The organism is Streptomyces sp. TRM68367, from assembly GCF_014495685.1.
Classification (GTDB): domain Bacteria; phylum Actinomycetota; class Actinomycetes; order Streptomycetales; family Streptomycetaceae; genus Streptomyces.
The window spans coordinates 1-22,110 of the sequence record NZ_JACTVI010000105.1 but is presented as its reverse complement, the minus strand read 5'-3'; the positions used below and the strand labels follow the sequence as shown (position 1 = coordinate 22,110).

Sequence of the window (22,110 nt, the reverse complement as noted above, 5' to 3'; positions counted from 1 at the left end):
CCGGAACAAGCTCTGGTTACTCCGTAGCTGTTGCGTCCTCGTCGTCGCCGTAGAGGCTGTCCGGGGTGTGGCTGCGGACGTGCCGGTCCGCAAGCGCTCCTTGGGTCTGCTGCGTGGTGGGCTCGGCCTTGGTGTTCTTGGTCTCCCGCCGAATCTCGGCCTTCGCAGCCTTGACGGTGCTGTTCTTGTTGTCCTTCACGCGGCGCATACTCTTTCTGCTCGGTTCTCATCGAGTACCGCTCCGGCCGCCGACCGTCTCAAGGGGACGGCCGGAGCGGGGTCTTGCTAGCCCGCCGCCTGTTGGGGACGGTTTCAGCCGACCGTGACCCACTTCATCGTTCGCCGATCCTCTCGGTGCGGTGCTCGGCCCAGGCCTGTGCCGCACGCTGCATCGGCTTCGCCCAGTCGTCGGTGCTCTCGGCTGCGATGGAGTCCCACAGTCGGCGCTGCACGCGGGCGAGCGCGTCAAGGCCTGCGGGCGGGGCCGTCTCCCACGCCGGATGGGCGGCAGCTTCGCTCTCGGCCTGGCCGGGGGTGTGGCCGTGGGCGATGAGCCACAGCAGCCACAGCGCCGGGTCGATCCAGGCCGCACCGATCGATGCCCAGCCCCAGTCGACGAGCAGGGCTCCACGGTCCGTCATGAGGACGTTGTGCGGATTCCACTCGGTGTGGATCAGGCTGTTCCCGGCGAACCACGACAGCTCGCCGGGGTCCTCGACGTACGTCCTGAGCCGGTGCGGCATGGTCTTCAGTTCGACGGCCGGTGCCGGTACTTCGGCCAGCCACGCCATGGTGGCCATGACCGCCGGCAGGTCGGGTGAGCCAGGCGTGAAGTCGGCGTGCCCTCCCTGGACGTGCTCGAAGCCGAGGAGGCTCCACCCGTCCTCTTCCACGTGCCAGAGAAGTTCAGGCGCGACGCTGCCCACGTACGGGCCGACGTCGGCCTCCCGCTTCTGTGTCCACACCCACGGGTGATCGAGCGGCAGGCCCTTGACGAACAGCGTGCGGTCCGTCGTCCTCACACGCGCGGCGATGGTGCTGTTAAGGCCCGCGGTCACGATCTCGATGTCGGCGACGGGGCCACTCGCCTTCTCGATCAGCCGCAGCGCTGCGTCCGGGAGATCGGTCAGACGCGGGGTGGGCATGGAGCCTCCAAGGTGCAACGACCTGCCCGATGGCCAGGGCCGGACGACATCCGGGCCACCGGACAGAAGCTAAGCGGCGCTCATCGGTTCGCGGTCGGCCGCATCGCGCCGTTCCTCTTCAGCAGCCATCGCGCGCAGCTCCTCCAGGGAGACCGGCGTAACGCGGTGGAGGCTGACCACCGTGAAACTGGCCAGCGTCCACCGGATCCGCTCATCACCGATGGGCACATGAGTGAGTTCGAAGGGGCGCCGTCCGGGACTGGGCAGTGGAGCCAGCGTCACCGGGTCGTGCACCACTCCGGCCACGCCCCACAGCGGGCTGTACTCGACGAGAGCGGCGGCCCACCCGCGCCGCAGGTGGCGGCAGGCCTCGATCGACTCCAACGCGCAGCGGGCGTGCAGGGGCGGCGCGGCGGTCGTCTCGCCCTCGCCGATCGACGTAGCGCCGCCCAGCAAGTGCAAGGTCCGCTCATCCGCTCCCGAGTCGAGAACGGGCTCTTCGCACACCTGACACAGGCTGTACCTCATGGCCCGCTTCTGCCGAAGTGAGCTGATGCGGGCGAAGTCCGGGCGGCCACGGCCCCGCGCAAGGCCGGAACGTACCCACAACGCCTCATGCCAGCGGTCCGTGACGGGATCCTCATCCTCGTAGCCGATGCCCTCCCCGCCGCGCCCGCGAATCCGGATGAGCTGCGGCTGTCGGACGGCCTCCGCCGTCCACTGATTGATGTAGGGAACGTGGATGCCGTTCCAGTAGTACTGCTGCGCGGTCATGAGTCCACCTGGTCCAGGGCCAGTCAGGCGACGGCCGGTTGTCTCTGCATGAAGTAGTCGATGGCCTGTTTCATGAGGCGGTTCAGGCACGGCTCACACGCCATGAACGGGGCGTGCTGCCCCTGCCACTGCACCGGCCCGAGCCAGATCACGGGCACGCCGGTGCGCTCGCACCCGAGCCAGCAGTCGCCGGTCACCCACACCTCGCCCTGCGGGTTCATGTCCCGGCTCCCTTCTGCTCGGGCCGCTGCTGGGCGGGCGGATGGAACGGGCCGGCGACGGGCGAATGGCAGCCGGGGTCACAGCCCCACAGCCGGAACGGCCGGCCGCGGTGACGCACATCGCCCAGAACCCGGCCGCTCGCCCCCAGGTACCGGGCACACAGGGCGCACTCCATGGCCATCTGCTGCCGGGGCCGCAGGCTGCCAACCGCGGGAAGCGGCATGGTCGCCGCCGTCGGGGCGCTCACTCGTCCCCCTTGATGAGGAGTTCGGCCCAGACCTCCTTGCCCCATGGGCGTCGTCTGGGCCCACCGCGCAGGTCCCAGCCCCAGCGGTCGGCCATAGCGTCGATGAGAAGCAGGCCGCGGCCTGACTCGTCGTCCTCAGCGACCCGGCCAAGTACCGGCAGGTGTAAGGGGTCCCGGTCCACCACCCCGACACGCACGCGTATCTCGCTCGGCCGCCCGACGCTGAGGCGGATCGAGTGGCACCCGGTGTGCCGGACGGCGTTCGCAACCAGTTCCGACATGAACAGCTGAGCAAGGCCGACGGCGTGGTCCAGGTGCCATACGCCGAGCGCGTCACGCACGAGCTTGCGGCCTATCTCGGCCGTCTCCGGCTGGCACGGGAAGGTTTGCATGTAGGCAGGGTGGCCGGTGGGGGCGGCCTGAGTTGGCGTACTGAGACTCGTCATGGGGCTGGAGCCTTCGCATTGTCTCGGCGACCGGCCCGCCCCCTGGGGGGAATGGTCAGGGGGCGCGCCGCGCCGCGGGGTTGACGATCAGCGTGTCGCTGCACGGGGTGCCACCGCCATGTCGCGCCCGTGCCATTCCAGCGGCCATCTCACGGCCACGTGCCACCAGACGGCCAGTCAAGTGCCACCTGCCACAGATGTGTTGCACTAGAAGAGAACGGCGGTATCCCCTTCACAGGAAGGGATCGATCCGTAGGCGAGCCGCCGAGGGTCAGGCTCGACGAAGGGGAGCGACGTGGGGACACCACCCGAGACGCTTTTCAAGCAAGAGTGCGACCGGCGCGGCCTGGGCTGGCCGGAGTTCGAGGAGCTGTTCCGCAGCACCGCGACCGAGGTCATCGGCAAGGGCGTCAACAACCCCACGTGCAGTGAGCGCACATACCGCCGCTGGAGAGGTGGGCAGGTCGGCGCAGACCAGCTGTCACACGACACCCGCCGTGTCCTCAAGGCCATGTTCGGCCTGGACGCCGTGGCCCTGTTCGCCCCGCCTGAGCGGACCGATTCCCCGGCACCCGCGTTCTACCTGAATGAAGAGATCGAAATGACCGCTCGCGAAGCCCAAGACGACGCCAGCGCCGCCGCGGCGTCCGTCTCCGACACAAGCCTGGACCAGCTCACCGACGATGTGGCCGCCCTGGCCCTCCAGTACGCCTCCATCGCGCCGGGCGAGGCCTTCCGGCGCGGCCGGGAACTCCGGGAGGAGGTGTTCGGTCTCCGCGACCGGACCCGGATCCCTGCCCAGCAGCAGCGTCTGCTCGAACTCCTTGGCCAGACCATGGCCCTGCTCGCAGCTTCGGCCTTCGACCTCGGCGCCTTCGACGCCGCCCGCCGTATGGTGCGCTCCGCCGACGTGTATGGGGAAGCCGCCCGCTTCGAGCCCCTGCGCGCGTTCGCCGACGGGATACTCGCGTACATCGCCTACTTCCAGGGCATGCCCACCGAGGCCGTCAGCAAGGCTCGCCGCGCCCAGTCCTACGGCGGACTCGGTGACGTCGCGATGCGTCGCCTGCTGGCGATCGAGGCCCGGTCACACGGATACCTCGGTGACGTGGAGTCCGCGCGCCGTGCCCTGCGCATGTCCGCCGAAGTCGACACCGGCGCCCGGGACGACCTCCACGACGGCGTGGGCGGAGAGTTCGGCTTCACCCCGGAGCGCCTGGCCATGTCCAGCAGTTCCACCGCGCTGCTGATCCACGACGGGGACCAGGCCGCACAGTCCGCGACCCGGGCCCTCGAACTCATCGCCCAGAAGCCGCAGGCGGACCGTTCCGCTCACGTCCTCGGCGGGGCCGCGTCCGATCTGGCCATGGCCCGGCTCCTCGCGAACGACGTGGAAGGCGCCGCCGATGCGCTCACCCCGCTGTGGAGCATCCCGGGAGACCAGCGCGTCACCGGCGTGCTCGTGCGCACGGGCCAGATCCGCGAGTACCTGACGCAGCCCGCGTTCCGAGGGGCGACGCTGCCCCGCGAACTCCGGGACCGCGTGGAGGACTTCACGAGCACCGCGACCACGCACCAGATCAGCGGCCGGTCCTCCCTGCTTCAGCTGGAGGCCTGAGCTTGACTCTGTCGGGGATCTTGGAGTTTCGCGGCGCGACAGTGTGATCAACGGGCATGCTCGTGTGGTTCCGATGACCGATGCAGCCGTCGAGGTGCCCGTTGTCCCTCCGTCCCCGTTCCGGTGAGCAAGTCCCGCCTCTGACCGCGCAGATCGCGCGGGCGAGCAACCCGGATGGCACGACGGCGATATGGGTGCGCGACCGGCTCGATGGGCTGTGGCGCGACGAGGACTTCGCCGACTGGTACCCGCGCGACGGGCGCCCGGGCCTCTCGCCCGCCCAGCTGGCCACCGTCTGTGTGCTGCAGTTCCTGCTCGGCCTGTCGGACCGGCAGGCCGCCGAGGCGGTCCGCTGCCGCATCGACTTCAACTACGCCATGGCAATGGAGCTGGACGACCCCGGCTTCCACCACAGCGTGCTGGCCGACTTCCGTGACCGTCTCACCGAGGGCGACCGCGCCGACCGCCTCCTCGACCTCGCGTTGGCGCGGCTCAAGGAAGCCGGGCTGGTGCGTGAGCGCACCACGCAGCGCACCGACTCCACCCACGTCCTGGCTGCAGTCCGGGACCTGACCCGCCTGGAACTGATCACCGAGGCGGTCCGCGCGGCGCTGGAAGAAGTCGTCTGCACCGCCGGTCATCTGCTGGACGATCTGGTCGATGAGGACTGGGGGCGCCGCTACGGCCGACCGGTGGCGTCTGGGCAAGAACCCCACCAAGCCCAAGACCAGGATCCTGGCCACTGGCAACGACGCCGTCCGGCTCCTGGAACACCTCTACCGGCACGGGACGGACCGGGCGTTCGGCCCTCGCGTCCAGGCTCTGCGCCAGGTAGTGGTGCAGAACTACTACCGCGACGCTGCGGGCCGCTTGCTCTGGCGCACCGAAGAGGACAGCGGGCCCGGGCTGCCGCCCTCGTCCCGGGCGATCGTCTCTCCCTACGACACGTCGGCCCGCTACGCGCGCCACGGACACATCATCAGCTGGAAGGGATTCGCCGCTCATCTGACCGAGACCTGTGCCCCCGACGGCCCCAACGTGATCACGGACGTGGCCACCACCGCGGCTACCACGCACGACAGCAAGGTCCTGCCGGCATCCACACCCGTCTGCGCCGCCGTGGCCTGCTGCCCACCGAGCATCTGGTCGACAGCGGCTACACCTCCCTGGTTCACCTGGAACAAGCCGCGCGGGATCACCAGGTCACCGTCTCCGGGCCGCTCCGGGGCAACCCCACCCGGCAACACCGCCGGAACGAGGGCTTCGCCCGGGACGACTTCCACATCGACTACGACCGCCGGCAGGTCACCTGCCCCCAAGGCCAAGTGAGCCGGGGCTGGCACGGCCCCTACCCGACCTCCTCGCCGACCGCGGCCCCGCTGATCGTGGCTCGGTTCACCAAGGGCCAGTGTCACCCCTGCCCGGCCCGGACCCAGTGCACCACCTCCCGCGAAAGCGCCCGGAACGTGGGCTTTCCTCCGCGCGAACTACGCGACCTGCAACTTCGCATTCGAACCGAGCAGCAGACCGCCGAGTGGAAGGCCCGCTATGCGGTCCGCTCCGGGGTCGAGGGCACGGTCAACGAGTTCGCCCACGGCCACGGCCTGCGACGCTGTCGCTACCGAGGGCAGAACAAGGCCCACCTCCAACACGTTCTGACCGCCATCGCCGTTAACATCGGGCGACTCAGCGGACTGCCACCGACCGCAGCAGGACCCTCGCCCCGGCAGCCGACCGCCTTCCAGAGCTACCTTGATCAACGCGAGATCCCCCACCTCAAGTCCTGGCGAACCCCTCGGCAGCTGACCTCTCCAGTTCCAAGATCACCGACAGAGTCAAGCTCAGGGCATCAACTTGGCAGAGTGGCTGAGCGCAACTATCGAAGGTGCGCTGACTGTCGAGGGCATCCTGGACAGTGAACCCGCGTGCTGAAGGAGGGCAATCGCGCTTCTGAGCCCCGAGTTTGGACGATCAGGCAAGCCTGGTTCCCTCGCGGTCGGTTTCTTCTTGTCTCGTTCGCCTTGGTTTGGTGCCGACCTTGTGGTGGGCAGGGCGGCTGAACGCCTCGCCGGTCGCGAGGACTCGGCCCACGTCATAACGGAGGGCCCGGCGGCCGTTCTTCGAACCTGGTGGCCGACCGGCCCCGGGGCGAATGGGTTTCGGTGCACCGGTTGGGGAGCCGGTCTTCGCGTGCAGGTTTCTGAACCCTCTGCGGACGCGGGCGGGTGTCAGTTTATTCGGCGGGGCCGGTTTCTCCCAGGGCCGTCGAAGGTCAGTGGCGAGCGGGCGGGCGAGTCGGAGCTGGGCGTAGGCGGCGATCACCAACCACGTCCACCGGTGAGCGTACAGACCCTTCATCTACACCGTCCTCCCCCGCGAGGACTCCGCACGCGCGACGTCCTGAGGCACCGGACCGGAAGACAGGAACGAGCGATGGCGGAGGTGCACAGCGAGGAGGTGAACGGTGCGGGTGATCCACACCGCACAACCTGACGAAGATCGCTCCAGTCCTTCGCCTTCGGCTCAGGAGGGAGGGCCTGGAGCGTACCCGCACGGTCAAGTCCCGGCCAGTGTCTAGCCGTCAGCAGCAGGCGGCTGTCCCATCAGCCAGGCGTGGGCGGCTTCGATGGAGTTCTTCGAGTGGGCGAACCGGGCGCCGATCTGGAAATGCGCGTCAGCGAGTCCCGGCCAGCCGCCAGCCTTCCGGGCGGCGGCCTGGAACGCTTCGGTGATGTTGTTCGCGACTTCGACGTAGGTGTCGGAATCGGGTGCCACCCATCCGTCGACGATGTCGTGGACTGTGTCGATCATCGCTTGGTCCAAGCGGCGCGGTTTGTCCGCGAGGTCGACTCCGAGCCCCCAGCTTGTGTCAGCAGAGATCGTGTCCCCCGCAGGTCGTGTCGCCTTCCACCAGGGCCGAGCCTCGGGTGCGTGTCGCGCTACGACGGGCCATCGTGTTCCATTCTCCGCCGCTGCCTGTGGCGGACATCACGTCTCGCCGAACCCGGCGGCCGAGGAGGACTCTACGGGCGAGAGGCGCCCAGGCGGTTGATTTCGGTGCTGTCCTCGGACGCGGCCTTCTGTACAGAGAAGGTGCGGCAGGTGTCGCAGCTGCTCTCCATCCAGGTGCGCGGCCCGACGCCGCGGAGGAGACCCGCCTGACCATCGGCTGGTGACGACCGGGATAGCGATAGGCGTCAGCGCGCGTCCTCGTCCAGACGAGCAGATCCCGGCGAGGGGATGCTCGATCCGGGTGGGGCTGACGACAGCAACCTCTTGCCTGATCAACCTCAGCCTTGGCCCGCTCCCGCTCTTGGTCGGGGAGCACCCTGTCGGCGAGTGTGATCAGGCCTCAGGGGTCAGTCTTCCGAGTCGGTGCCGCTTCGGAGGTCGGCGCGGCCGTCGGCGGCGCGGATGAAGCGGGTCATGCCGAACTGGCTCGTACCGGGGGTACACGGAGGGGTGGTGGGCGTCGGCTCGCTGGAGCCGGGGGTGGACGGCAGGACGTAGGGGCGGCGGAGTACTTCGTCGAGGATGATGACGGTCTCGGTGGCGCGTACCGCTGGAATGGTGGACAGCTGGTCGGTGACCAGGCGGTGCACGGCGGCGACGTCGGCCACGCGGATCTGGATCATGGCGTCGTGCTGGCCCGTGGTGACGGCGCAGTACTCCACCTCCGGCATCTGGGCCAGAGCGGTGCGGAACTGTTTCCACAGCTCCTGGCGGACAGTGACGAAGATCAGGGCACAGATCTCCAGGCCCACCCGGGCATGGTCGACCCGGGCGCTGAACCCGCTGATCACCCCGTCGGCTCGCAGGGCTTCCACGCGGGTGTAGGCGTTCGCGCGGGAGACGCCGACGCGCTGGGCGAGGGCGGCGACGGAGATACGGCCCTGGGTACGGAGGATGTCAAGGATCTTGAAATGCACCGAATCCAGGGCAAGGCCGATGCCGATCCGTCCAGAGCGGCGATCGCCGGACCCATCAGGGCTTGACATATCTCCCACAGTTGCGCCCTTCCTTTGATTTTTGTCTTGCACTGGTCCCGACAGCAGAAAGTGTTGGTTAGTTTCGCCCCACCCTAACGGTGAATCGTCCAGGGACTCCTCCCGGCGGCCGTCGAGCTCGCCTGGTCTTCTTCCGCTCTGCTCTGCTCTCGGAGGCACGCATGTCCAGATCGCGCACCGGGTCGTACCCGGCGGCACTCCCGCTCATCGCCGTCGCGGCGCTCGCCCTGAGCGCCTGCTCGGGTGCTGCGAGCCCCTCCGGCTCCTCGGGCGGCAAGACCCTGGTGGTCGACACGTCGTTCAACCTGAAGACCGCTGACCCGGGCCGTGAGTTCGAGCCGACCGGGCAGATCGTGGACAAGGCGCTCTACGAGACGCTGCTGACCTTCAAGGGCAGCGACGTCACCAAGCCGGTGCCGGGGCTGGCGTCCTCGTATGAGCAGTCCGACGACGGCAGGACGCTCACCCTGCACCTGCGCGACGGCGCGAAGTTCTCCGACGGGAGCGCCGTCACCGCGGACGACGTAGTGTTCTCGCTGAAGCGGGTGATCGCGCTCAAGGGCAACCCGTCGTTTCTGCTCGACGGCGTGACGGTGACCAAGACGGACGCCTCCACCGTCACCCTGGTCTCCAAGAAGGCGAACCCAGCGCTGCCATTCATCCTGCCCAACCCTGCTCTCGGCATCGTGAACGCGAAGACGGTACAGGCCCACGGCGGTTCCGCGACCGCGGCGGACGGCGCGGAGAAGTACCTCAACACCACCTCGGCCGGCTCCGGCCCGTACACGCTGACCTCCTTCAACACCAACACCCAGGTCGTCCTGACGAAGAACCCGAAGTACACCGGGTCGCAGAAGCCCGCCTACGACAAGATCGTGATCCGCAACGTCCAGGCGCCCGCCCAGAAACTCAACGTGCAGCGCGGCGACAGCCAGATCGCCCTTGACCTGACCTCCGACCAGGTCAAGGGACTGACCGGCGGACTCAAGGTGAGCAGTGGGGCCTCGTCGGACGTGATCTTCCTGCTGCTGAATCAGAACACCAAGGTCAGCAGCACGACGGCTAACGCCAGATTCGCCGAGGCGGTACGCAAGGGCATCGACTACAAGAGCCTGCTGACGCTGGCCGGCTCCGGCTCGGTCCAGCCCGCCGGAATCATCCCGTCCACCTTCCTCGGGGCGCTGCCCGCCTCGCAGGCCACCAGCCGCGACCTGGCCGGGGCCAAGGCGGCACTGAAGGCCAGCGGGATCAAGAAGCCCTCGGTGACCCTCGGTTACGCCAGCGACCTGACCGTCGACGGACTGTCCTTGCAGACCCTGGCAGAGCGGGTCCAGGCACAGCTGAAGGAGGTCGGCATCACCGTCACCCTCGCCCCCGCGCCGACCACCACGGAGCTGGACAACTACCGCAACGGCAAGGAGCAGATGGGCCTTTGGTACTGGGGCCCGGACTACCCGCACCCCAGCGACTACCTGGTCTTCCTGCCCGGCAATCTGGTCGGCCTGCGGGCGGGCTGGAAGGCCGGCGCGGACAACACGCTCACCGCCCTCGGGGAGAAGGCGGCGAGCACGATGGCCGACAACTCACGCAAGACGCTGTACGAGCAGATCCAGACCCGGATGAACGCCAGTGGCCCCTTCATCCCGCTCATGCAGCCCAGCCGGAACACGGTCTCCGCCGCGTCGGTCACCGGCATCGCTTACAACCCCGTGTGGACGATCGATGTCGCCGCGCTGGGCACCAAGTAAGGGCGTGAGCGGTGGCGGGCGGCTCCTCGCCCGCCACCCGCTCGCACGGTTCCTGCTACGGCGCACCGCCACCGCCGTGCTCCTCGCGTTCGGCGTGACGCTTGTGACCTTCGTCCTCACCAACCTGGTCCCGGGCGACCCGGCCGCGGCAAACCTGGGCCAGCGCGCGATCGGCGATCCGGCCGTCGTCGCCCAGTTCCGGCACCACAACGGCCTCGACAAGCCGCTGCCCGTGCAGTACGTGACCTACCTCGGCCACCTGCTTCAGGGGGATCTGGGCGAGTCGCAGCAGAGCCATCAGCCGGTGCTGACGGATCTGTCGACCGCCGTCCCGGCGACGCTGGAGCTGGCCGGGGCCGCGATCGTGGTCTCGCTGGTGATCGGCGTGGCCTTCGGTGTGGTCGCGGCACTGCGCCGGGACCGGTTCACCGATCAACTGCTGCGGGTGGTGAGCCTGCTGGGGGTGTCGGTGCCGACGTTCTGGCTGGCGCTGCTGGCCTTCTACGTCTTCTTCTACCGGCTCGGCATCGCCCCGGGCAGCGGCCGTCTCGCGCCCGACATGACCGCTCCGCCGCAGGTCACCGGCATGTACACGGTTGACGCGGCGCTGGCCGGGCAGTGGCCGGTGTTCTGGAGCGCGGTCGGTCACCTGATGCTCCCGGCGCTCGTGCTCACCGCGTACACCGTCGGCCTGCTGACCCGCTTCACGCGCTCCGCGGTCCTGGACGTGCTGGGTCAGGACTTCGTACGGGCTGCCCGCGCCAAGGGGCTGCCCGGCCGGACGGTGCTCTTCCAGTACGTGCTCCGGGCGGCCCTCGTGCCCGTCATCACGGTCGCCGGGCTGGCCTTCGGGACGCTGCTGTCGGGCACCGTTCTCGTGGAGTCGATCTTCGCCTGGCCGGGCCTCGGGGCGTACGCCTACCGGAGCGCGACCACCCTCGACCTGCCGGCCGTGATGGGCGTCGGGCTGGTCGTCGGCATCGTGTATCTGACCGTCAACCTCGCCGTGGACGTGCTGTACGGCGTGATCGACCCGAGGGTGAGGGTGCAGTGAAAGGCTTCAGCCTTCTCAAGCGGCTGCCGCGCGCCTGGCGCAGGCCGCTGGCGGTCATCGGCGGCGCGGTCGGCGTCGTCTGGCTGGTGATCGTGCTGGCCGCCCCGCTGCTCGCCCCGCACAATCCGCTGGCGCAGGATCTGCCCCGGCTGGCCGGGCCCGGCGCCGGGCACTGGTTCGGCACCGACGAGCTGGGCCGGGACGTGCTGAGCCGGGTGCTGTACGGGGCCCGGGTGTCCATTCCGCTCGCGCTGCTGCTGGTGGCGATGTCGCTGCTGATCGGCGGGGTCCTCGGAGCCTGCGCCGGGTTCTTCGGGCGCTGGGTGGACGAGACCGTGATGCGGATCGCGGACCTGGTGTTCGCCTTCCCGACCGTCATCCTGGCGATGGTCGTCGCCGCCGCCCTCGGCGCGAGCCTGCAGAACGCGGTGCTGGCCGTCCTTGTCGTCGCCTGGCCCTCGTACGCCCGCGTCACCCGAGGGCTGGTCATGGGCCTGCGGACACGCGAATTCGTTCTCAGCGGACGGCTGCTGGGCTTTTCCGCCTGGCGCTCGCTGCGCGTGGACGTACTGCCCAACGTGCTCGGGCCCCTGCTGGTGCTGGCCACCCTCGACATCGGGACCGCGACGCTGCTGCTGTCCGGGCTGTCCTTCCTCGGGCTGGGCGCCAAGCCGCCGACCCCGGAGTGGGGGGCGATGGTGGCGGCCGGCACGCAGCAGTTCGACAAGTGGTGGATCGGGGTCTTCCCGGGACTGGCGATCCTCACCGTCGTGCTCGCCTTCAACTTCCTCGGCGACGCGCTGCGGGACGCCCTCGACCCGGGCACCGCCCGCAGCCTCGGCGCGGAGAAGGAGCGTGTGGCGTGACCACCACCGAGACCACCGACACTGCCGAGACCGCCGGAAACGCCGCCAACGTACTGGAGATCACCGGGCTCACGCTCGACCTGCCCGCCGAGAGCGGCGTCCACCGCATCCTGCACGGCGTCGACCTCGCGCTCCAGCCCGGCCGCATCCACGGCCTGGCCGGCGAGAGCGGCTCCGGCAAGACCATGACCGGCCTCGCCGTCCTCAGCCTGCTGCCGAACGGCGCCCGCACCAGCGGGCGGATCCAGCTCGATGGCACCGACCTGCTGACGCTGCCGCCCCGGCAACTCGGCGCGCTGCGCGGCCGTGCAGTGAGCATGGTCTTCCAGGACCCGTCCACCAGCCTGCACCCCATGCTCAGCGTCGGGCATCAGCTCACCGACCACCTGCGCCACCACCTGAAGCTGGACCGGAAGACGGCGCGGGCCAGGGCCGCCGAGCTGCTCGGACAGGTCCGCATCCCCAACCCGGGCGAGGCGCTGCGGCGTTACCCGCATCAGTTCTCCGGGGGGATGCGGCAGCGCATCGCCATCGCCATCGCACTGGCCTGCGAGCCCAAGGTGCTGATCGCCGACGAGCCGACCACCGCGCTCGACGTCACCGTGCAAGCCGGAGTGCTGCGGCTGCTGCGCGGCCTGTGCGACGAACTCGGCCTCGCCGTCCTGCTGGTCACCCACGATCTGGGCGTGATGTCCGCCGTCGCGGACACGGTCAGCGTGATGCGCCACGGCCTCGTCGTCGAGACCGGCCCGCGCGGCCAGGTGCTCACCGAGCCGCGGCACGACTACACCCGTACGCTCCTGGACGCGCTCCCCGGAAGGAGCACCGCATGACCCCGCCGACCCCGCCGCCAACGCCGCCGCTGCTCTCCGTCGACGACCTCGTCGTCCAGTACCACCGCCCCGGCGCGCCCCCGACCCGCGCGGTCGCCGGGGTCAGCCTGGAGGTGCGGGCCAGGGAGGTCGTCGGGCTGGTAGGCGAGTCGGGCTGCGGCAAGTCGACGCTGGCCCGCGCGGTCTGCGGGCTGACCACACCCAAGGAGGGCGGGATCACCTTCGACGGTACGCCGGTACGTCCGCTGAAGGTGCGCCGCCGCGCCCCCGCGCTGACCGCCGTCCAGATGGTCTTCCAGGACCCGTACGGATCCCTCAACCCCCGCCGCCGGGTGGGCGCCCAGATCGCCGACGGCATCCGCACGGCGGCCGGGCGCGGCGAGGCCGCAGGCCCAGAAACCCCGGAGGACTTCCTGACCCGCGTCGGCCTCCCGGAGAGCGCCGCGCAGCGCTACCCCCAGGAGTTCTCCGGCGGCCAGCGGCAGCGCATCGCCATCGCCCGCGCCCTCGCCGCCCGGCCCCGCCTGCTGGTCGGCGACGAACCGATCTCCGCCCTCGACGCCTCCGCCCAGCTCCAAGTGGCCACGCTGATGCGGTCGCTGGCCGTCGAGTCGGGCGCCGGACTGCTGTTCATCAGCCACGACCTGTCCGTCGTACGGCTCATCGCCGACCGCATCGCCGTGATGTACCTCGGCCGGATCGTGGAGATCGGCCCCACCGCCGAGGTCTGGGACAACCCCCGCCACCCCTACACCCAGGCCCTGCTGGCCGCCGTCCCCCAGCCCGACGGCGCAGGCCGACTGCCCGCCGAACTCCCTGGCGACGTACCCGACCCGTCCGCCCCGCCGAGCGGCTGCCGCTTCCACCCCCGCTGTCCGCGGGCCTTCGACGACTGTGACCGCGAGGAACCGCAGCTGATCGCCGACGGTGTCGCCTGCCACCTCTACGCGGCCGCCTGACCAACCAAAGCAGTCAGCCCGCGGCCCGGCGCCTGTCCGCCGGGCCGGCGAACACAGGCGAACAACCCCGCGGCGCCGCCGTGCGGGCAACGCTCGCCAGGACTCGGCCCAAGCACTGCACGCAGCTGCGGCTTCACAGGGTCCCACCGGCCGGAGCCGAGAACTGCCCCCTCTATCCCGAATCGGCGGCAGCCTGAACCGACCACGCCGCTGCCGCGGCATCCGCTCGCGGCCCTCCCGGCCGCCCACGTCTACGGAGAATTGATGCACGACCGGACCAACACCACCGAGCCCGGCCAGGACCTCTATCCGGCCAATCGCCTCCATGACGCCCGCGCGGCCGCAGCCGACGCGGGGCTGGACGCCCTGCTGATCTCCCCCGGCGCAGATCTGCGCTACCTGACCGGCTACGACGCCAAGCCGCTGGAGCGGCTGACCTGCCTGGTCCTCCCCGCCGAAGGCCACGCGTTCCTGGTCGTACCGGCCCTGGAAGAGCCTGCCGCGCAGGCATCCCCGGCCGGCAGCCTCGGCATCGAGATCACCGGCTGGAACGAGACCGACGACCCCTACGCCATTGTCGCGGCCCGGCTCTCCTCCCGGACGGCGGTCGTGGGCGTCGACCATCGCATGTGGGCGGAAAAGGTCCTGGCCTTCCGCGCCGCTCTGCCTGCCGCCCGGCAGGAACTCGCCGGAGCCGTGCTGAACGAGCTGCGGATGCGCAAGACCCCGCAGGAGGCCGAGGCCCTGCGCCGGGCCGGGGCAGCCATCGACCGAGTGCATACCCGCATGGGCGAATGGCTGCGGGCCGGTCGCACCGAGCGAGAGGTCGGCCGGGACATCGCGGCCGCGATCGTCGCCGAGGGCCATGTCCGGGCCGACTTCGTGATCGTCGGCTCCGGACCCAACAGCGCCAGCCCGCACCACGAACTGTCCGACCGGAAGATCCTGCCCGGCGACCCGGTGGTCGTCGACATCGGCGGCACCACCCAGCAGGGTTACTGCTCCGACTCCACCCGCGTGTACGCAGTTGGCGAGCCGCCCGAGGAATTCCGCCGACTCCACGACGTGCTGCTGCGCGCCCAGACCGCCCAGACCGACGCGGTACGGCCCGGCATCACCGCCGAGCAACTCGACGCCGTCGGCAGGGACATCATCGCCGGCGCCGGATACGGCGAGTACTTCATCCACCGCACCGGCCACGGCATCGGCCTAGAGACCCACGAAGAGCCCTACATCGTGGCCGGCAACCAACTGCCCCTGGCCGCCGGCATGGCCTTCTCCGTCGAGCCAGGCATCTACCTCCCCGCCCGGTACGGCGTCCGCATCGAGGACATCGTGATCTGCGCCGAGGACGGCGGGGAGCGCCTCAACCGCACCGGCCGCGACCTGGTCGTACTCCCCTGACACCCGACACCACCGCCAACGAAACGACAGACAGGTACTATCGTTGACCAGCGACAACGCCACCCGACTCACCTTCCCCCCACAGGTCCGGCTCGAAGGTGAGGGCCTCGTCCTGAGGGAATGGGCCGACGCCGACCTGCCCGCCATGGCGGAGCTGTTCGACGACCCCGACATCGCGTACTGGACCCCGCTCGCCTCACCGTTCGACACCGCCGCCGCCCACGCCTATCTGGGCAGGGCACGACAGGAACGCGCCGACGGCCTGCGCCTGCGACTGGCCATCACCGCCGACGGTGGCCTTCCGCTGGGCGAGGTCCTCCTCATCCGCAAGAGCGCCAACGACCCCGCCGTGAGCCTCGGTTACACCGTCGGAGCCGCCCACCGCGGTCAGCGCCTGGGGGCCAGGGCACTGAAGGTGATAACGGACTACGCGCATCACGCCCTCGGCCTGCCCCGGGTGACGCTGGGCATCGAGGCGGAGAACGGTGCCAGCATCGCGGTCGCCCGCGCCGTGCGTTTCCACCTCACGGACGAGCCACCGCTCAACGCCGTCATCAAGGGACGCCCGCTGGCCCTTCAGACCTGGGCGCATGACCGGCCCTGACCCACGCACCAGCACCGCACACCTCCCACCGAAGGACCTAGCCATGCCCGCTACACCACCCCGTCCCGCCGCCCTGTCCATGTCCATGGGCGCGCGCCCTGGCGGCGGACCTGCCGACCTCGCGGCCGTCTGGGCGGTGATCAACGGCATGTACGAGGCCTACCCGTCCGGCGACCGAGAGCGCGTCGACTCCTTCCTCGACCCGGAGGCCACCGTCTGGGACTCCGCGACCCCCGGACTGCTGTTCGGGAAGGCCGAACTGGATCGCATCCGGGACAGTCGCCCGGCCGCCGAGGGCGGTCCCGTGGAATCCGGGCTGACCGCGTACGGCCAGGTCATCGACGTCTTCGCGGACCTGGCCGTGGCCCGTTACTGGTTGCGAGTCGACTTCCATGCCGCCCCGCCGGAACTGGTACGCAACACCGCCGTCCTGCGGCGCGGTGCCGGCGACGACGGATGGCTGATTATCCATCTGCACGAGGACGTCCAGGGTGCTGTGGGCACGTAGCTCCGGCGGTGCGGTGAGCCGCGAGCCCACCACCTCCTTAACTTGCGGACCACATCGCGGACCACATCCTGGGGCCGGCGCGCAGCTCTGCACCCCCGACCATCGGCGACACGGGCGCGGTCTCGCTCCAGGTATGGCTGACCGCGCTGCTGGAGGAGAACGGACCGGTCCCGCTGGTCCGTGCCGTCGCACTCCCCGAGGACAACCTGTGGACGGCCGTGGGGGCAGGTCGGCTCCGGTATCGCGCTGGCCGACCTGCCCCCGACGGGAGACGAGTGCCGTCGCCGGTCTCATGCAACGGCAGGGCCACCCCGTCGAGGCGGTGTTCCCGCTGGCTGCCGCCAGTCGGCTCGGGCTACGGGTGATCGACAGCGCCGGCATGGGCCTGGTCTTCCCCCTCGTACAGCAGACCTCCCTGCACCACGTGGGTGATGTGGCGGGGCTCGGCCAGGACATCGATGTCGGTCAACGGGTCGCCGTCCAGCACGATCAGATCGGCCAGCGCACCGACCTCCACCGTGCCGATCTCGCCCGCCATGCCGAGCAGTTCGGCGGCGGTCGTGGTGGCGGACCGGATGATGTCGATCGGCGGCTGGACCTGGTTCCGGAGGCGGAACTCCTGGTTCTGGTGACGGTGCATGCCGCCGAGCAGGTCGGTGCCGTAGACCAGCCTGACTCCGCCGCGGGCGGCCCGCTCCAGGGCGGCGAGCCCGCCGTGGAGCACGTCGTCGACTTTGCGGTGGCTCGATGATGGGAGACCGTGGGCCGGTCCTTCCTGTTTGAGCGCCCAGTAGGTGGTCAGGGTCGGAACCAGGAACGCGTCGCGTTCGCGAAGGAGTTCGACACTGCGATCGTCGATCAGGTTGCCGTGCTCGATCGACCGGACGCCCGCTTCGAGCGCGCAGTTCACCGCCCGCGCGGTATAGGCGTGCGCGGTCACATAGCGGTTGGCCGCCTCGGCCTCCTCGACAGCCGTGCGGAGCTCCTCCATCGAGTACTGGGTGGAGTCGATCCGGTCTGTCGGCGACGCGACACCGCCGGAGGCCATGACCTTGATGTGGTGGGCTCCCTTGCGCAGTTCGTCCCGTACCGCTGTACGTACCGCGTCCACTCCGTCGGCCACCCGACCGAGCCCGGCGCAGCAGGGATGTTCCCCGTCAAGTTCTTCTGTTCAGTCTCTTGAGTGCGCACTTCCGAGGTCGCTGGAGTGCTCTTCCTGCGTCCTCGTCCGGCGGCACAGGGTTGAGGAACATCTGTGTCAGATCGTGCGCCAGGCCTTCGTTTGCCCTGGAGGACGGATGACGGGACGTCGGCTTCGGGACCGGTCTGAAGTCGTCCCACATATAACACGGCGGAGGCGATCTCCGAGGTCACCAGTCTGCTGACGCCCGGCGGCAGCAGACGCTGAGCCCTGCTGCGGTGACGGACGGCCGCGTGGAGGAGCCAACCGCTGTTACTCGGTGTCGTCGGCGCGGAGGGCCAGGTCGAGGAGGCCAGGGAAACGGGCGTCGAACTCCTCGCGGCGCAGCCGGTTGAGCCGTTTGGGGCCCTGGTCGCGCTGTTCGACCAGGCCGGCGTCGCGCAGGACCGAGAAGTGGTGGCTCTTTGCGGCCCGGCCGACCGGTACGTCGAAGTTGCTGCAGCTGAGCGCCCATTCGGGGTGGCTGGCCAGGTCGCGGATCAGCTGGATGCGCACGGGATCCGCGAGCGCGGACAGGACGGTGAGAAGCGGGACGTCGTCGGGGTGTGTGTGCACGGGCGCCGGGCGGTGACTGGCGCCTTCAGCCTGGTCCGACATTCCGATGTCCTCCTCCGCCCAGTGTTCGATGGCCATCATACAGTGCTAGTGTTCGCTTCTGGTTGAACACTCGCGGAAGGTGGATTTGCGTATGCGTGCGGTCGAGTTCCAGGAGTACGGCGGTCCCGAGGTGCTGCAGGTCGTGCAGACTCCGGCACCCGAGCCGGGCCCTTGCCAGGTGGCCATCGAGGCCGTCTGGGCAGGGGTGAACTTCGCGGACGTGAAGGCGCGTACCGAGGGGTACCGGGTGGCGTCGCTGCCCTACCGTCCGGGCCTGGAGGTCTCCGGGCGCATCCGGGCGGTCGGGGAGGGTGTCGAGGGTCTGCGGGCGGGGCAGGAGGTCGCCGCGCTCGTCGACGGCGGCGGCTATGCCGAGGTCGTGCTCGCGGAGGCCGCGAGGGTCTTCCCGTTGCCCGATGGGCTGGACCTGCGGACCGCGGCCACGCTGCCGACCGTGCTGCCGACCGCGCACGCCCTGGTCCACGAGGTGGGGCGGCTGCGGGCCGGGGAGAGCGTGCTGGTGCACGGCGCGGCGGGCGGCATCGGCACGGCCGTCGGGCAGTTGGCCCGGGCAGCGGGCGCCGGCGCGGTGTACGGGGTGGCCTCCAGCGACGCCAAGGCCGACTACGCACTCAGGCACGGCTACGACGAGGTGTTCCGGCCCGACACCTTCGAGACGGACGTCCGCCGGGCGACCGGCGGCAGGGGCGTCGATCTGGTCCTGGACCCGGTGGGCGGCGACACGCTGCGCCGCGGCCTGGAGGCACTGGCCGTCTTCGGGCGCCTGGTGTCCTTCGGCAACGCCAGCGGCGCCGAGCCCTGGCGGGCCGGGCAGGGCGAGCTGTACGCGCGGGGCCGCTCCGTCGGGGGCTTCTCCGTGCTCGCCCTCGCCCAGTCCGCACCCGACGCCCTGCGTGCGCTCACCGACCGCGCCCTGCGAGCCGTCTGCGACGGAGCGGTCGCCCTTCCCGTCACCGCCGACTTCCCCCTGTCGGACGCGGCCGGCGCACACCAGCTCATCGGCGGACGCACGTCCACGGGCAAGCTGCTGCTGCGCATCTCCGACTGACCATAGGTTCCCGCACACGACGGGCCGGCAGGCGGCGGGTTCATCCCGCCGGTCACCCCCGACAGAAGCAAGAGGCCCGGGCGCGTGCCGTGCCTCGGGCTCCAAGGACACGGACCCAGGAATGCAGGAACGCTCCCGGTCGGGATCGTCGCCACGATCGAATTACTCGGCCTGTTCACCATCGCGCTGGTCGGCTCCCGCCACGTGATCGACTTGCTACCGGGAGCTGGGCACCAGAGCCCCCTAACTATGGAGCGCCGATGTCATCGATCAAGCAGTTCCAAGTCACCTTTGACTGCGCAGAACCTGAGCGCGTCGAACCTCAACGGCTCCTTGCGCGAGGACCTGCGCCAACTGCTCATCAACAGCCGCCCGGAACAGTACGACGCGCCCTTGTGGCGCATCACATCCACTACTGAGTAACAACCTTCTTCACGGGTTCAAGGCCCGCGCACGGCGCGGGCGCGCGCCGCCTTGTCGGCGCGGCCTGCCTCCTGTCTTCGCCCCGGCTGGCCGCGCCCGGCGGCGCGCTACCTGCATGCGGGCGAAGAAGAGGAACCCGCGTCAGTCGGCAGGGGTCAAGACCAACGCCTCAGGCGGGGGATCGGCCGGCACCGGGATGGAGGGGGCGCCGTTTCCGTCTGCGGGCCCGTGGTGGCGTGCGCGGGGAGCTCCCATCCCGTCCGCCATCGACCCAGGCGAAGCCGAGCAGACGCGGCCCCTGGCGTCCAGGTCGTTCGTACAGTGGCGCGCTCCACCTGGACGCCAGGAACCACGCCCGCTCCACGGTGTGTGGGTCGACGGCGGACGGGATGGGAGCTGGGGAGGGTGGTGGGCGGCGGAAGGAGTTCGGCTGTGTAATGCCTGCTAAACTTGTCGTTTATCCAGTTCGACGGGGCTTTGTGCCCGTCTTGTGGTGGGCGGGTCGTGTATATGCCTCGCCGGTGGCAAGGACGCGGCCCACGTCGTAGCGCGATGCGGTGCGGCGGTTCTTCGAGCCGGGAGGGCGTCCAGGGCCGGGGCGGGAAGGTTGTGGTGCACGCGTTGGAGAAGCCAGAGGCTGTCGCACGGCTCCTGCCCGGTGAAGGTCAAGAGTGCGTCTTGGGCGTGTGGTTGATGAGCTTGTTGAGGTTGTGGACTGTGCNGAGGCTGTCGCACGGCTCCTGCCCGGTGAAGGTCAAGAGTGCGTCTTGGGCGTGTGGTTGATGAGCTTGTTGAGGTTGTGGACTGTGCCGAGGAGCTTGATCTCGGCGTCCACCGCCGGGCGGCCGCGGTAGTTGAGGTGTCGTCCGAAGCGTTGGAAGATCTGGGCGAATCCCGGCTCGACCAGGGCACTGCGTTGACGGTACTGGGCCCGTCCTGTTGGGGTGGCGAGGCGGGCCGCCATGTCCTGCTGGCCGGCAGGGGCCTGCTGACGTTTCGCGGGAAAGCCTGCCTGGTCGGCATCGCTGGTGACCGAGACCAGTAGCGGGAGGTCGGCGAGGGCCTCGAAGGCGGCGGCGGAGGCGTACCCGCTGTCGGCGAGCCAGAGTTGGATGTCCCCGGGGAGCCCTGCGGCCTGGTGATTGTGCTGCGTCTTCTTCACCATCGGAACGAGGGCCGTCCTGTCCGAGGGATTGTCGTGCGCTTCTATGGCCAGCAAGAACTGACGGCGAGCGCACACGATCTGGATGTTGTATCCCTGCAGGTAGCCGCCGCGTTTGCCGGGAACCAGCCGGGAGTCGGGATCGCTCAGGCAGGCACGGGACTCCGGGGAGGGGGCCGGTCGGGGTGTGCGGGCCCGTTCCAGCCAGGCCCGCATCTTCACCAGTCGCGTTCGCTGGCGAACGAGGACGGTCTTGTGCTCCATCGGGACCGGCGGCCGTCCGTTCGCTCCACGACGTCCTGCCGCCCGGTCCTCTCGGGCGCGGAGCTCGTACTTCTTCAGCTTCTCCTGGTGAGCCTCGGTCTCGGCGACCAGGCGCTTCTCCGCGCGAGCCACCATCCGCTCGGCGGCCTCGACCTTGATCCGGATCTCGGTGGGTGACGGCATGGCCCGTTCATGCAGTCTGTCCCTGGCCAAGTGCGCCCGGGTGAGCCGGTCGCACAGCCGCGACAGGCGAGGCCAGTTGTCGCACCCGTCCTCGCCATCGCGCTGGGGTGCCGCGCCGTCGGCCTCGACGCTCAGCGCGTGGTCGACTACGTCCTCCATCAGCGCGTGGATCTCGCTCTCGCACTGGGAGATGGTCTCCTCCAGGCGCTGGAGGCGCTGGTTGGCGTCGCGTGAGGCGTTCGCCTCCATCGGTGAACCGTCCACGGCCACCGCCGAGAGATCGACCAGGCCGCGTCGGCCGCACAGCGACAACACCTGCACGAACAGCGAGTTCAAGGCGGCACGGTGACGTCGTACGAACCGCGCGATGGTGGAGTGGTCCACTCGGCGGTTCGCGGTGATGATCCGGCAACCCACGTCGTCCCAGCACGCCTGCTCGATACGGCGGGAGGAGCGCACTCCCTTGCTGTAGCAGTACAGAAGCAATGCAACCAGCCTCGCGGGAGGGTAGGCCACACCGCCCCGCCCGTCGTCACGGTAGCTGTTCTCGAACGCCGACAGGTCAAGTAGCTCGACGACATCGAGCACCTTCCAGCACAGGTGCTCGGGCGGCAGCCAGTCCCGCACATCCTTTGGCATCTCAAGATCACGTTCATGGTCGCACGACAAGAAATTCCGCCCCACCAGCCAAGAATCCGACGCCTCCCTGATCCTCGGAACCGAACAACGAATCGCTCTTGACCTTCACTGGGCAGGAGCCGTGCGACAGCCTCGCC

The 22,110-nt window shown here is 69.7% G+C and carries 22 protein-coding genes and 1 pseudogene; 11 read left to right on the top strand and 12 right to left on the bottom strand.

Annotated elements, in window-relative coordinates; all coding sequences use genetic code 11:
* Positions 1 to 16: 16 nt before the first annotated feature.
* The 6 genes from H8R17_RS38260 to H8R17_RS38235 all read right to left on the bottom strand — a co-directional run bounded on the left by H8R17_RS38260 (position 17) and on the right by H8R17_RS38235 (position 2,834).
* Positions 17 to 199 carry a hypothetical protein gene (locus H8R17_RS38260; protein ID WP_187827803.1) on the bottom strand — a complete coding sequence of 61 codons (183 nt, stop codon included), beginning with the start codon at positions 197 to 199 and terminating at the stop codon, positions 17 to 19.
* A gap of 133 nt (positions 200 to 332) precedes the next feature.
* Complete coding sequence (locus tag H8R17_RS38255) at positions 333 to 1,145, bottom strand: aminoglycoside phosphotransferase (protein ID WP_262505843.1); 813 nt, start codon at positions 1,143 to 1,145, stop codon at positions 333 to 335.
* 69 nt (positions 1,146 to 1,214) lie between these two features.
* On the bottom strand, positions 1,215 to 1,919 hold the full coding sequence (locus tag H8R17_RS38250) for a hypothetical protein (RefSeq protein ID WP_187827802.1): 705 nt from the start codon (positions 1,917 to 1,919) through the stop codon (positions 1,215 to 1,217).
* Between the two features lie 23 nt (positions 1,920 to 1,942).
* Positions 1,943 to 2,140: a hypothetical protein gene (locus tag H8R17_RS38245; protein ID WP_187827801.1), complete on the bottom strand. Its 198-nt coding sequence runs from the start codon at positions 2,138 to 2,140 to the stop codon at positions 1,943 to 1,945.
* On the bottom strand, positions 2,137 to 2,388 hold the full coding sequence (locus tag H8R17_RS38240) for a hypothetical protein (protein ID WP_187827800.1): 252 nt from the start codon (positions 2,386 to 2,388) through the stop codon (positions 2,137 to 2,139). The genes H8R17_RS38245 and H8R17_RS38240 overlap by 4 nt, the downstream gene beginning before the upstream one ends.
* Complete coding sequence (locus H8R17_RS38235) at positions 2,385 to 2,834, bottom strand: ATP-binding protein (RefSeq protein WP_187827799.1); 450 nt, start codon at positions 2,832 to 2,834, stop codon at positions 2,385 to 2,387. Before H8R17_RS38235 ends, H8R17_RS38240 begins: the two co-directional genes overlap by 4 nt.
* Positions 2,835 to 3,129: 295 nt before the next feature.
* Between H8R17_RS38235 and H8R17_RS38230 the strand changes: the two genes are divergently transcribed.
* Positions 3,130 to 4,452: a DNA-binding protein gene (locus H8R17_RS38230; protein ID WP_262505842.1), complete on the top strand. Its 1,323-nt coding sequence runs from the start codon at positions 3,130 to 3,132 to the stop codon at positions 4,450 to 4,452.
* A 101-nt stretch (positions 4,453 to 4,553) separates the two neighbouring features.
* Complete coding sequence (locus H8R17_RS38225) at positions 4,554 to 6,371, top strand: transposase (RefSeq protein WP_262505841.1); 1,818 nt, start codon at positions 4,554 to 4,556, stop codon at positions 6,369 to 6,371.
* 52 nt (positions 6,372 to 6,423) lie between these two features.
* Here H8R17_RS38225 and H8R17_RS47895 read toward each other — a convergent pair.
* From H8R17_RS47895 to H8R17_RS38215, 3 genes and pseudogenes are all read right to left on the bottom strand, one after another.
* Positions 6,424 to 6,795, bottom strand: a pseudogene (locus H8R17_RS47895) (transposase); the annotation flags it as partial.
* Positions 6,796 to 7,026: 231 nt separating this feature from the next.
* On the bottom strand, positions 7,027 to 7,263 hold the full coding sequence (locus H8R17_RS38220; protein WP_187827798.1) for a hypothetical protein: 237 nt from the start codon (positions 7,261 to 7,263) through the stop codon (positions 7,027 to 7,029).
* A 548-nt stretch (positions 7,264 to 7,811) separates the two neighbouring features.
* Complete coding sequence (locus H8R17_RS38215) at positions 7,812 to 8,381, bottom strand: Lrp/AsnC family transcriptional regulator (RefSeq protein ID WP_316959657.1); 570 nt, start codon at positions 8,379 to 8,381, stop codon at positions 7,812 to 7,814.
* A 239-nt stretch (positions 8,382 to 8,620) separates the two neighbouring features.
* Between H8R17_RS38215 and H8R17_RS38210 the strand changes: the two genes are divergently transcribed.
* The 8 genes from H8R17_RS38210 to H8R17_RS38175 all read left to right on the top strand — a co-directional run bounded on the left by H8R17_RS38210 (position 8,621) and on the right by H8R17_RS38175 (position 16,435).
* The gene (locus tag H8R17_RS38210; RefSeq protein ID WP_187827796.1) at positions 8,621 to 10,207 is read left to right on the top strand and encodes an ABC transporter substrate-binding protein; all 1,587 of its coding nucleotides are present in this window, start codon (positions 8,621 to 8,623) and stop codon (positions 10,205 to 10,207) included.
* 4 nt (positions 10,208 to 10,211) lie between these two features.
* Positions 10,212 to 11,261, top strand: coding sequence for an ABC transporter permease (locus H8R17_RS38205; RefSeq protein WP_316959656.1), 1,050 nt, complete (start codon positions 10,212 to 10,214; stop codon positions 11,259 to 11,261).
* Positions 11,258 to 12,127: an ABC transporter permease gene (locus H8R17_RS38200; RefSeq protein WP_187827794.1), complete on the top strand. Its 870-nt coding sequence runs from the start codon at positions 11,258 to 11,260 to the stop codon at positions 12,125 to 12,127. The genes H8R17_RS38205 and H8R17_RS38200 overlap by 4 nt, the downstream gene beginning before the upstream one ends.
* Positions 12,124 to 12,960 carry an ABC transporter ATP-binding protein gene (locus H8R17_RS38195; protein ID WP_316959655.1) on the top strand — a complete coding sequence of 279 codons (837 nt, stop codon included), beginning with the start codon at positions 12,124 to 12,126 and terminating at the stop codon, positions 12,958 to 12,960. Before H8R17_RS38200 ends, H8R17_RS38195 begins: the two co-directional genes overlap by 4 nt.
* Entirely contained in the window at positions 12,957 to 13,919 is a 963-nt protein-coding gene (locus H8R17_RS38190) for an ABC transporter ATP-binding protein (RefSeq protein WP_187827793.1), read from the top strand. Before H8R17_RS38195 ends, H8R17_RS38190 begins: the two co-directional genes overlap by 4 nt.
* A gap of 264 nt (positions 13,920 to 14,183) precedes the next feature.
* Positions 14,184 to 15,323, top strand: coding sequence for a Xaa-Pro peptidase family protein (locus H8R17_RS38185; RefSeq protein WP_187827792.1), 1,140 nt, complete (start codon positions 14,184 to 14,186; stop codon positions 15,321 to 15,323).
* A 43-nt stretch (positions 15,324 to 15,366) separates the two neighbouring features.
* Entirely contained in the window at positions 15,367 to 15,927 is a 561-nt protein-coding gene (locus H8R17_RS38180; protein ID WP_187827791.1) for a GNAT family N-acetyltransferase, read from the top strand.
* A 43-nt stretch (positions 15,928 to 15,970) separates the two neighbouring features.
* Complete coding sequence (locus tag H8R17_RS38175; RefSeq protein ID WP_187827790.1) at positions 15,971 to 16,435, top strand: DUF4440 domain-containing protein; 465 nt, start codon at positions 15,971 to 15,973, stop codon at positions 16,433 to 16,435.
* Positions 16,436 to 16,790: 355 nt separating this feature from the next.
* Here the strand turns inward: H8R17_RS38175 and H8R17_RS38170 are convergent, their stop codons facing one another.
* Entirely contained in the window at positions 16,791 to 17,546 is a 756-nt protein-coding gene (locus H8R17_RS38170; RefSeq protein WP_316959654.1) for an amidohydrolase family protein, read from the bottom strand.
* A 342-nt stretch (positions 17,547 to 17,888) separates the two neighbouring features.
* Entirely contained in the window at positions 17,889 to 18,269 is a 381-nt protein-coding gene (locus tag H8R17_RS38165) for an ArsR/SmtB family transcription factor (protein WP_399477838.1), read from the bottom strand.
* A gap of 55 nt (positions 18,270 to 18,324) precedes the next feature.
* On the opposite strand from H8R17_RS38165, the gene H8R17_RS38160 reads away from it, so the two are divergent.
* Positions 18,325 to 19,302: a zinc-binding dehydrogenase gene (locus H8R17_RS38160; protein WP_187827789.1), complete on the top strand. Its 978-nt coding sequence runs from the start codon at positions 18,325 to 18,327 to the stop codon at positions 19,300 to 19,302.
* A 1,177-nt stretch (positions 19,303 to 20,479) separates the two neighbouring features.
* Here the strand turns inward: H8R17_RS38160 and H8R17_RS38155 are convergent.
* Complete coding sequence (locus tag H8R17_RS38155) at positions 20,480 to 21,973, bottom strand: transposase (protein WP_187827788.1); 1,494 nt, start codon at positions 21,971 to 21,973, stop codon at positions 20,480 to 20,482.
* Positions 21,974 to 22,110 lie beyond the last annotated feature (137 nt).

Coding starts and splice junctions, on each gene's coding strand:
- H8R17_RS38235 (WP_187827799.1), bottom strand. CDS start 2,834: ATGACGAGTCTCAGTACGCCAACTCAGGCCGCCCCCACCGGCCACCCT.
- H8R17_RS38250 (WP_187827802.1), bottom strand. CDS start 1,919: ATGACCGCGCAGCAGTACTACTGGAACGGCATCCACGTTCCCTACATC.
- H8R17_RS38165 (WP_399477838.1), bottom strand. CDS start 18,269: ATGGCCATCGAACACTGGGCGGAGGAGGACATCGGAATGTCGGACCAG.
- H8R17_RS38220 (WP_187827798.1), bottom strand. CDS start 7,263: ATGATCGACACAGTCCACGACATCGTCGACGGATGGGTGGCACCCGAT.
- H8R17_RS38190 (WP_187827793.1), top strand. CDS start 12,957: ATGACCCCGCCGACCCCGCCGCCAACGCCGCCGCTGCTCTCCGTCGAC.
- H8R17_RS38175 (WP_187827790.1), top strand. CDS start 15,971: ATGCCCGCTACACCACCCCGTCCCGCCGCCCTGTCCATGTCCATGGGC.
- H8R17_RS38245 (WP_187827801.1), bottom strand. CDS start 2,140: ATGAACCCGCAGGGCGAGGTGTGGGTGACCGGCGACTGCTGGCTCGGG.
- H8R17_RS38255 (WP_262505843.1), bottom strand. CDS start 1,145: ATGCCCACCCCGCGTCTGACCGATCTCCCGGACGCAGCGCTGCGGCTG.
- H8R17_RS38210 (WP_187827796.1), top strand. CDS start 8,621: ATGTCCAGATCGCGCACCGGGTCGTACCCGGCGGCACTCCCGCTCATC.
- H8R17_RS38155 (WP_187827788.1), bottom strand. CDS start 21,973: ATGCCAAAGGATGTGCGGGACTGGCTGCCGCCCGAGCACCTGTGCTGG.
- H8R17_RS38185 (WP_187827792.1), top strand. CDS start 14,184: ATGCACGACCGGACCAACACCACCGAGCCCGGCCAGGACCTCTATCCG.
- H8R17_RS38160 (WP_187827789.1), top strand. CDS start 18,325: ATGCGTGCGGTCGAGTTCCAGGAGTACGGCGGTCCCGAGGTGCTGCAG.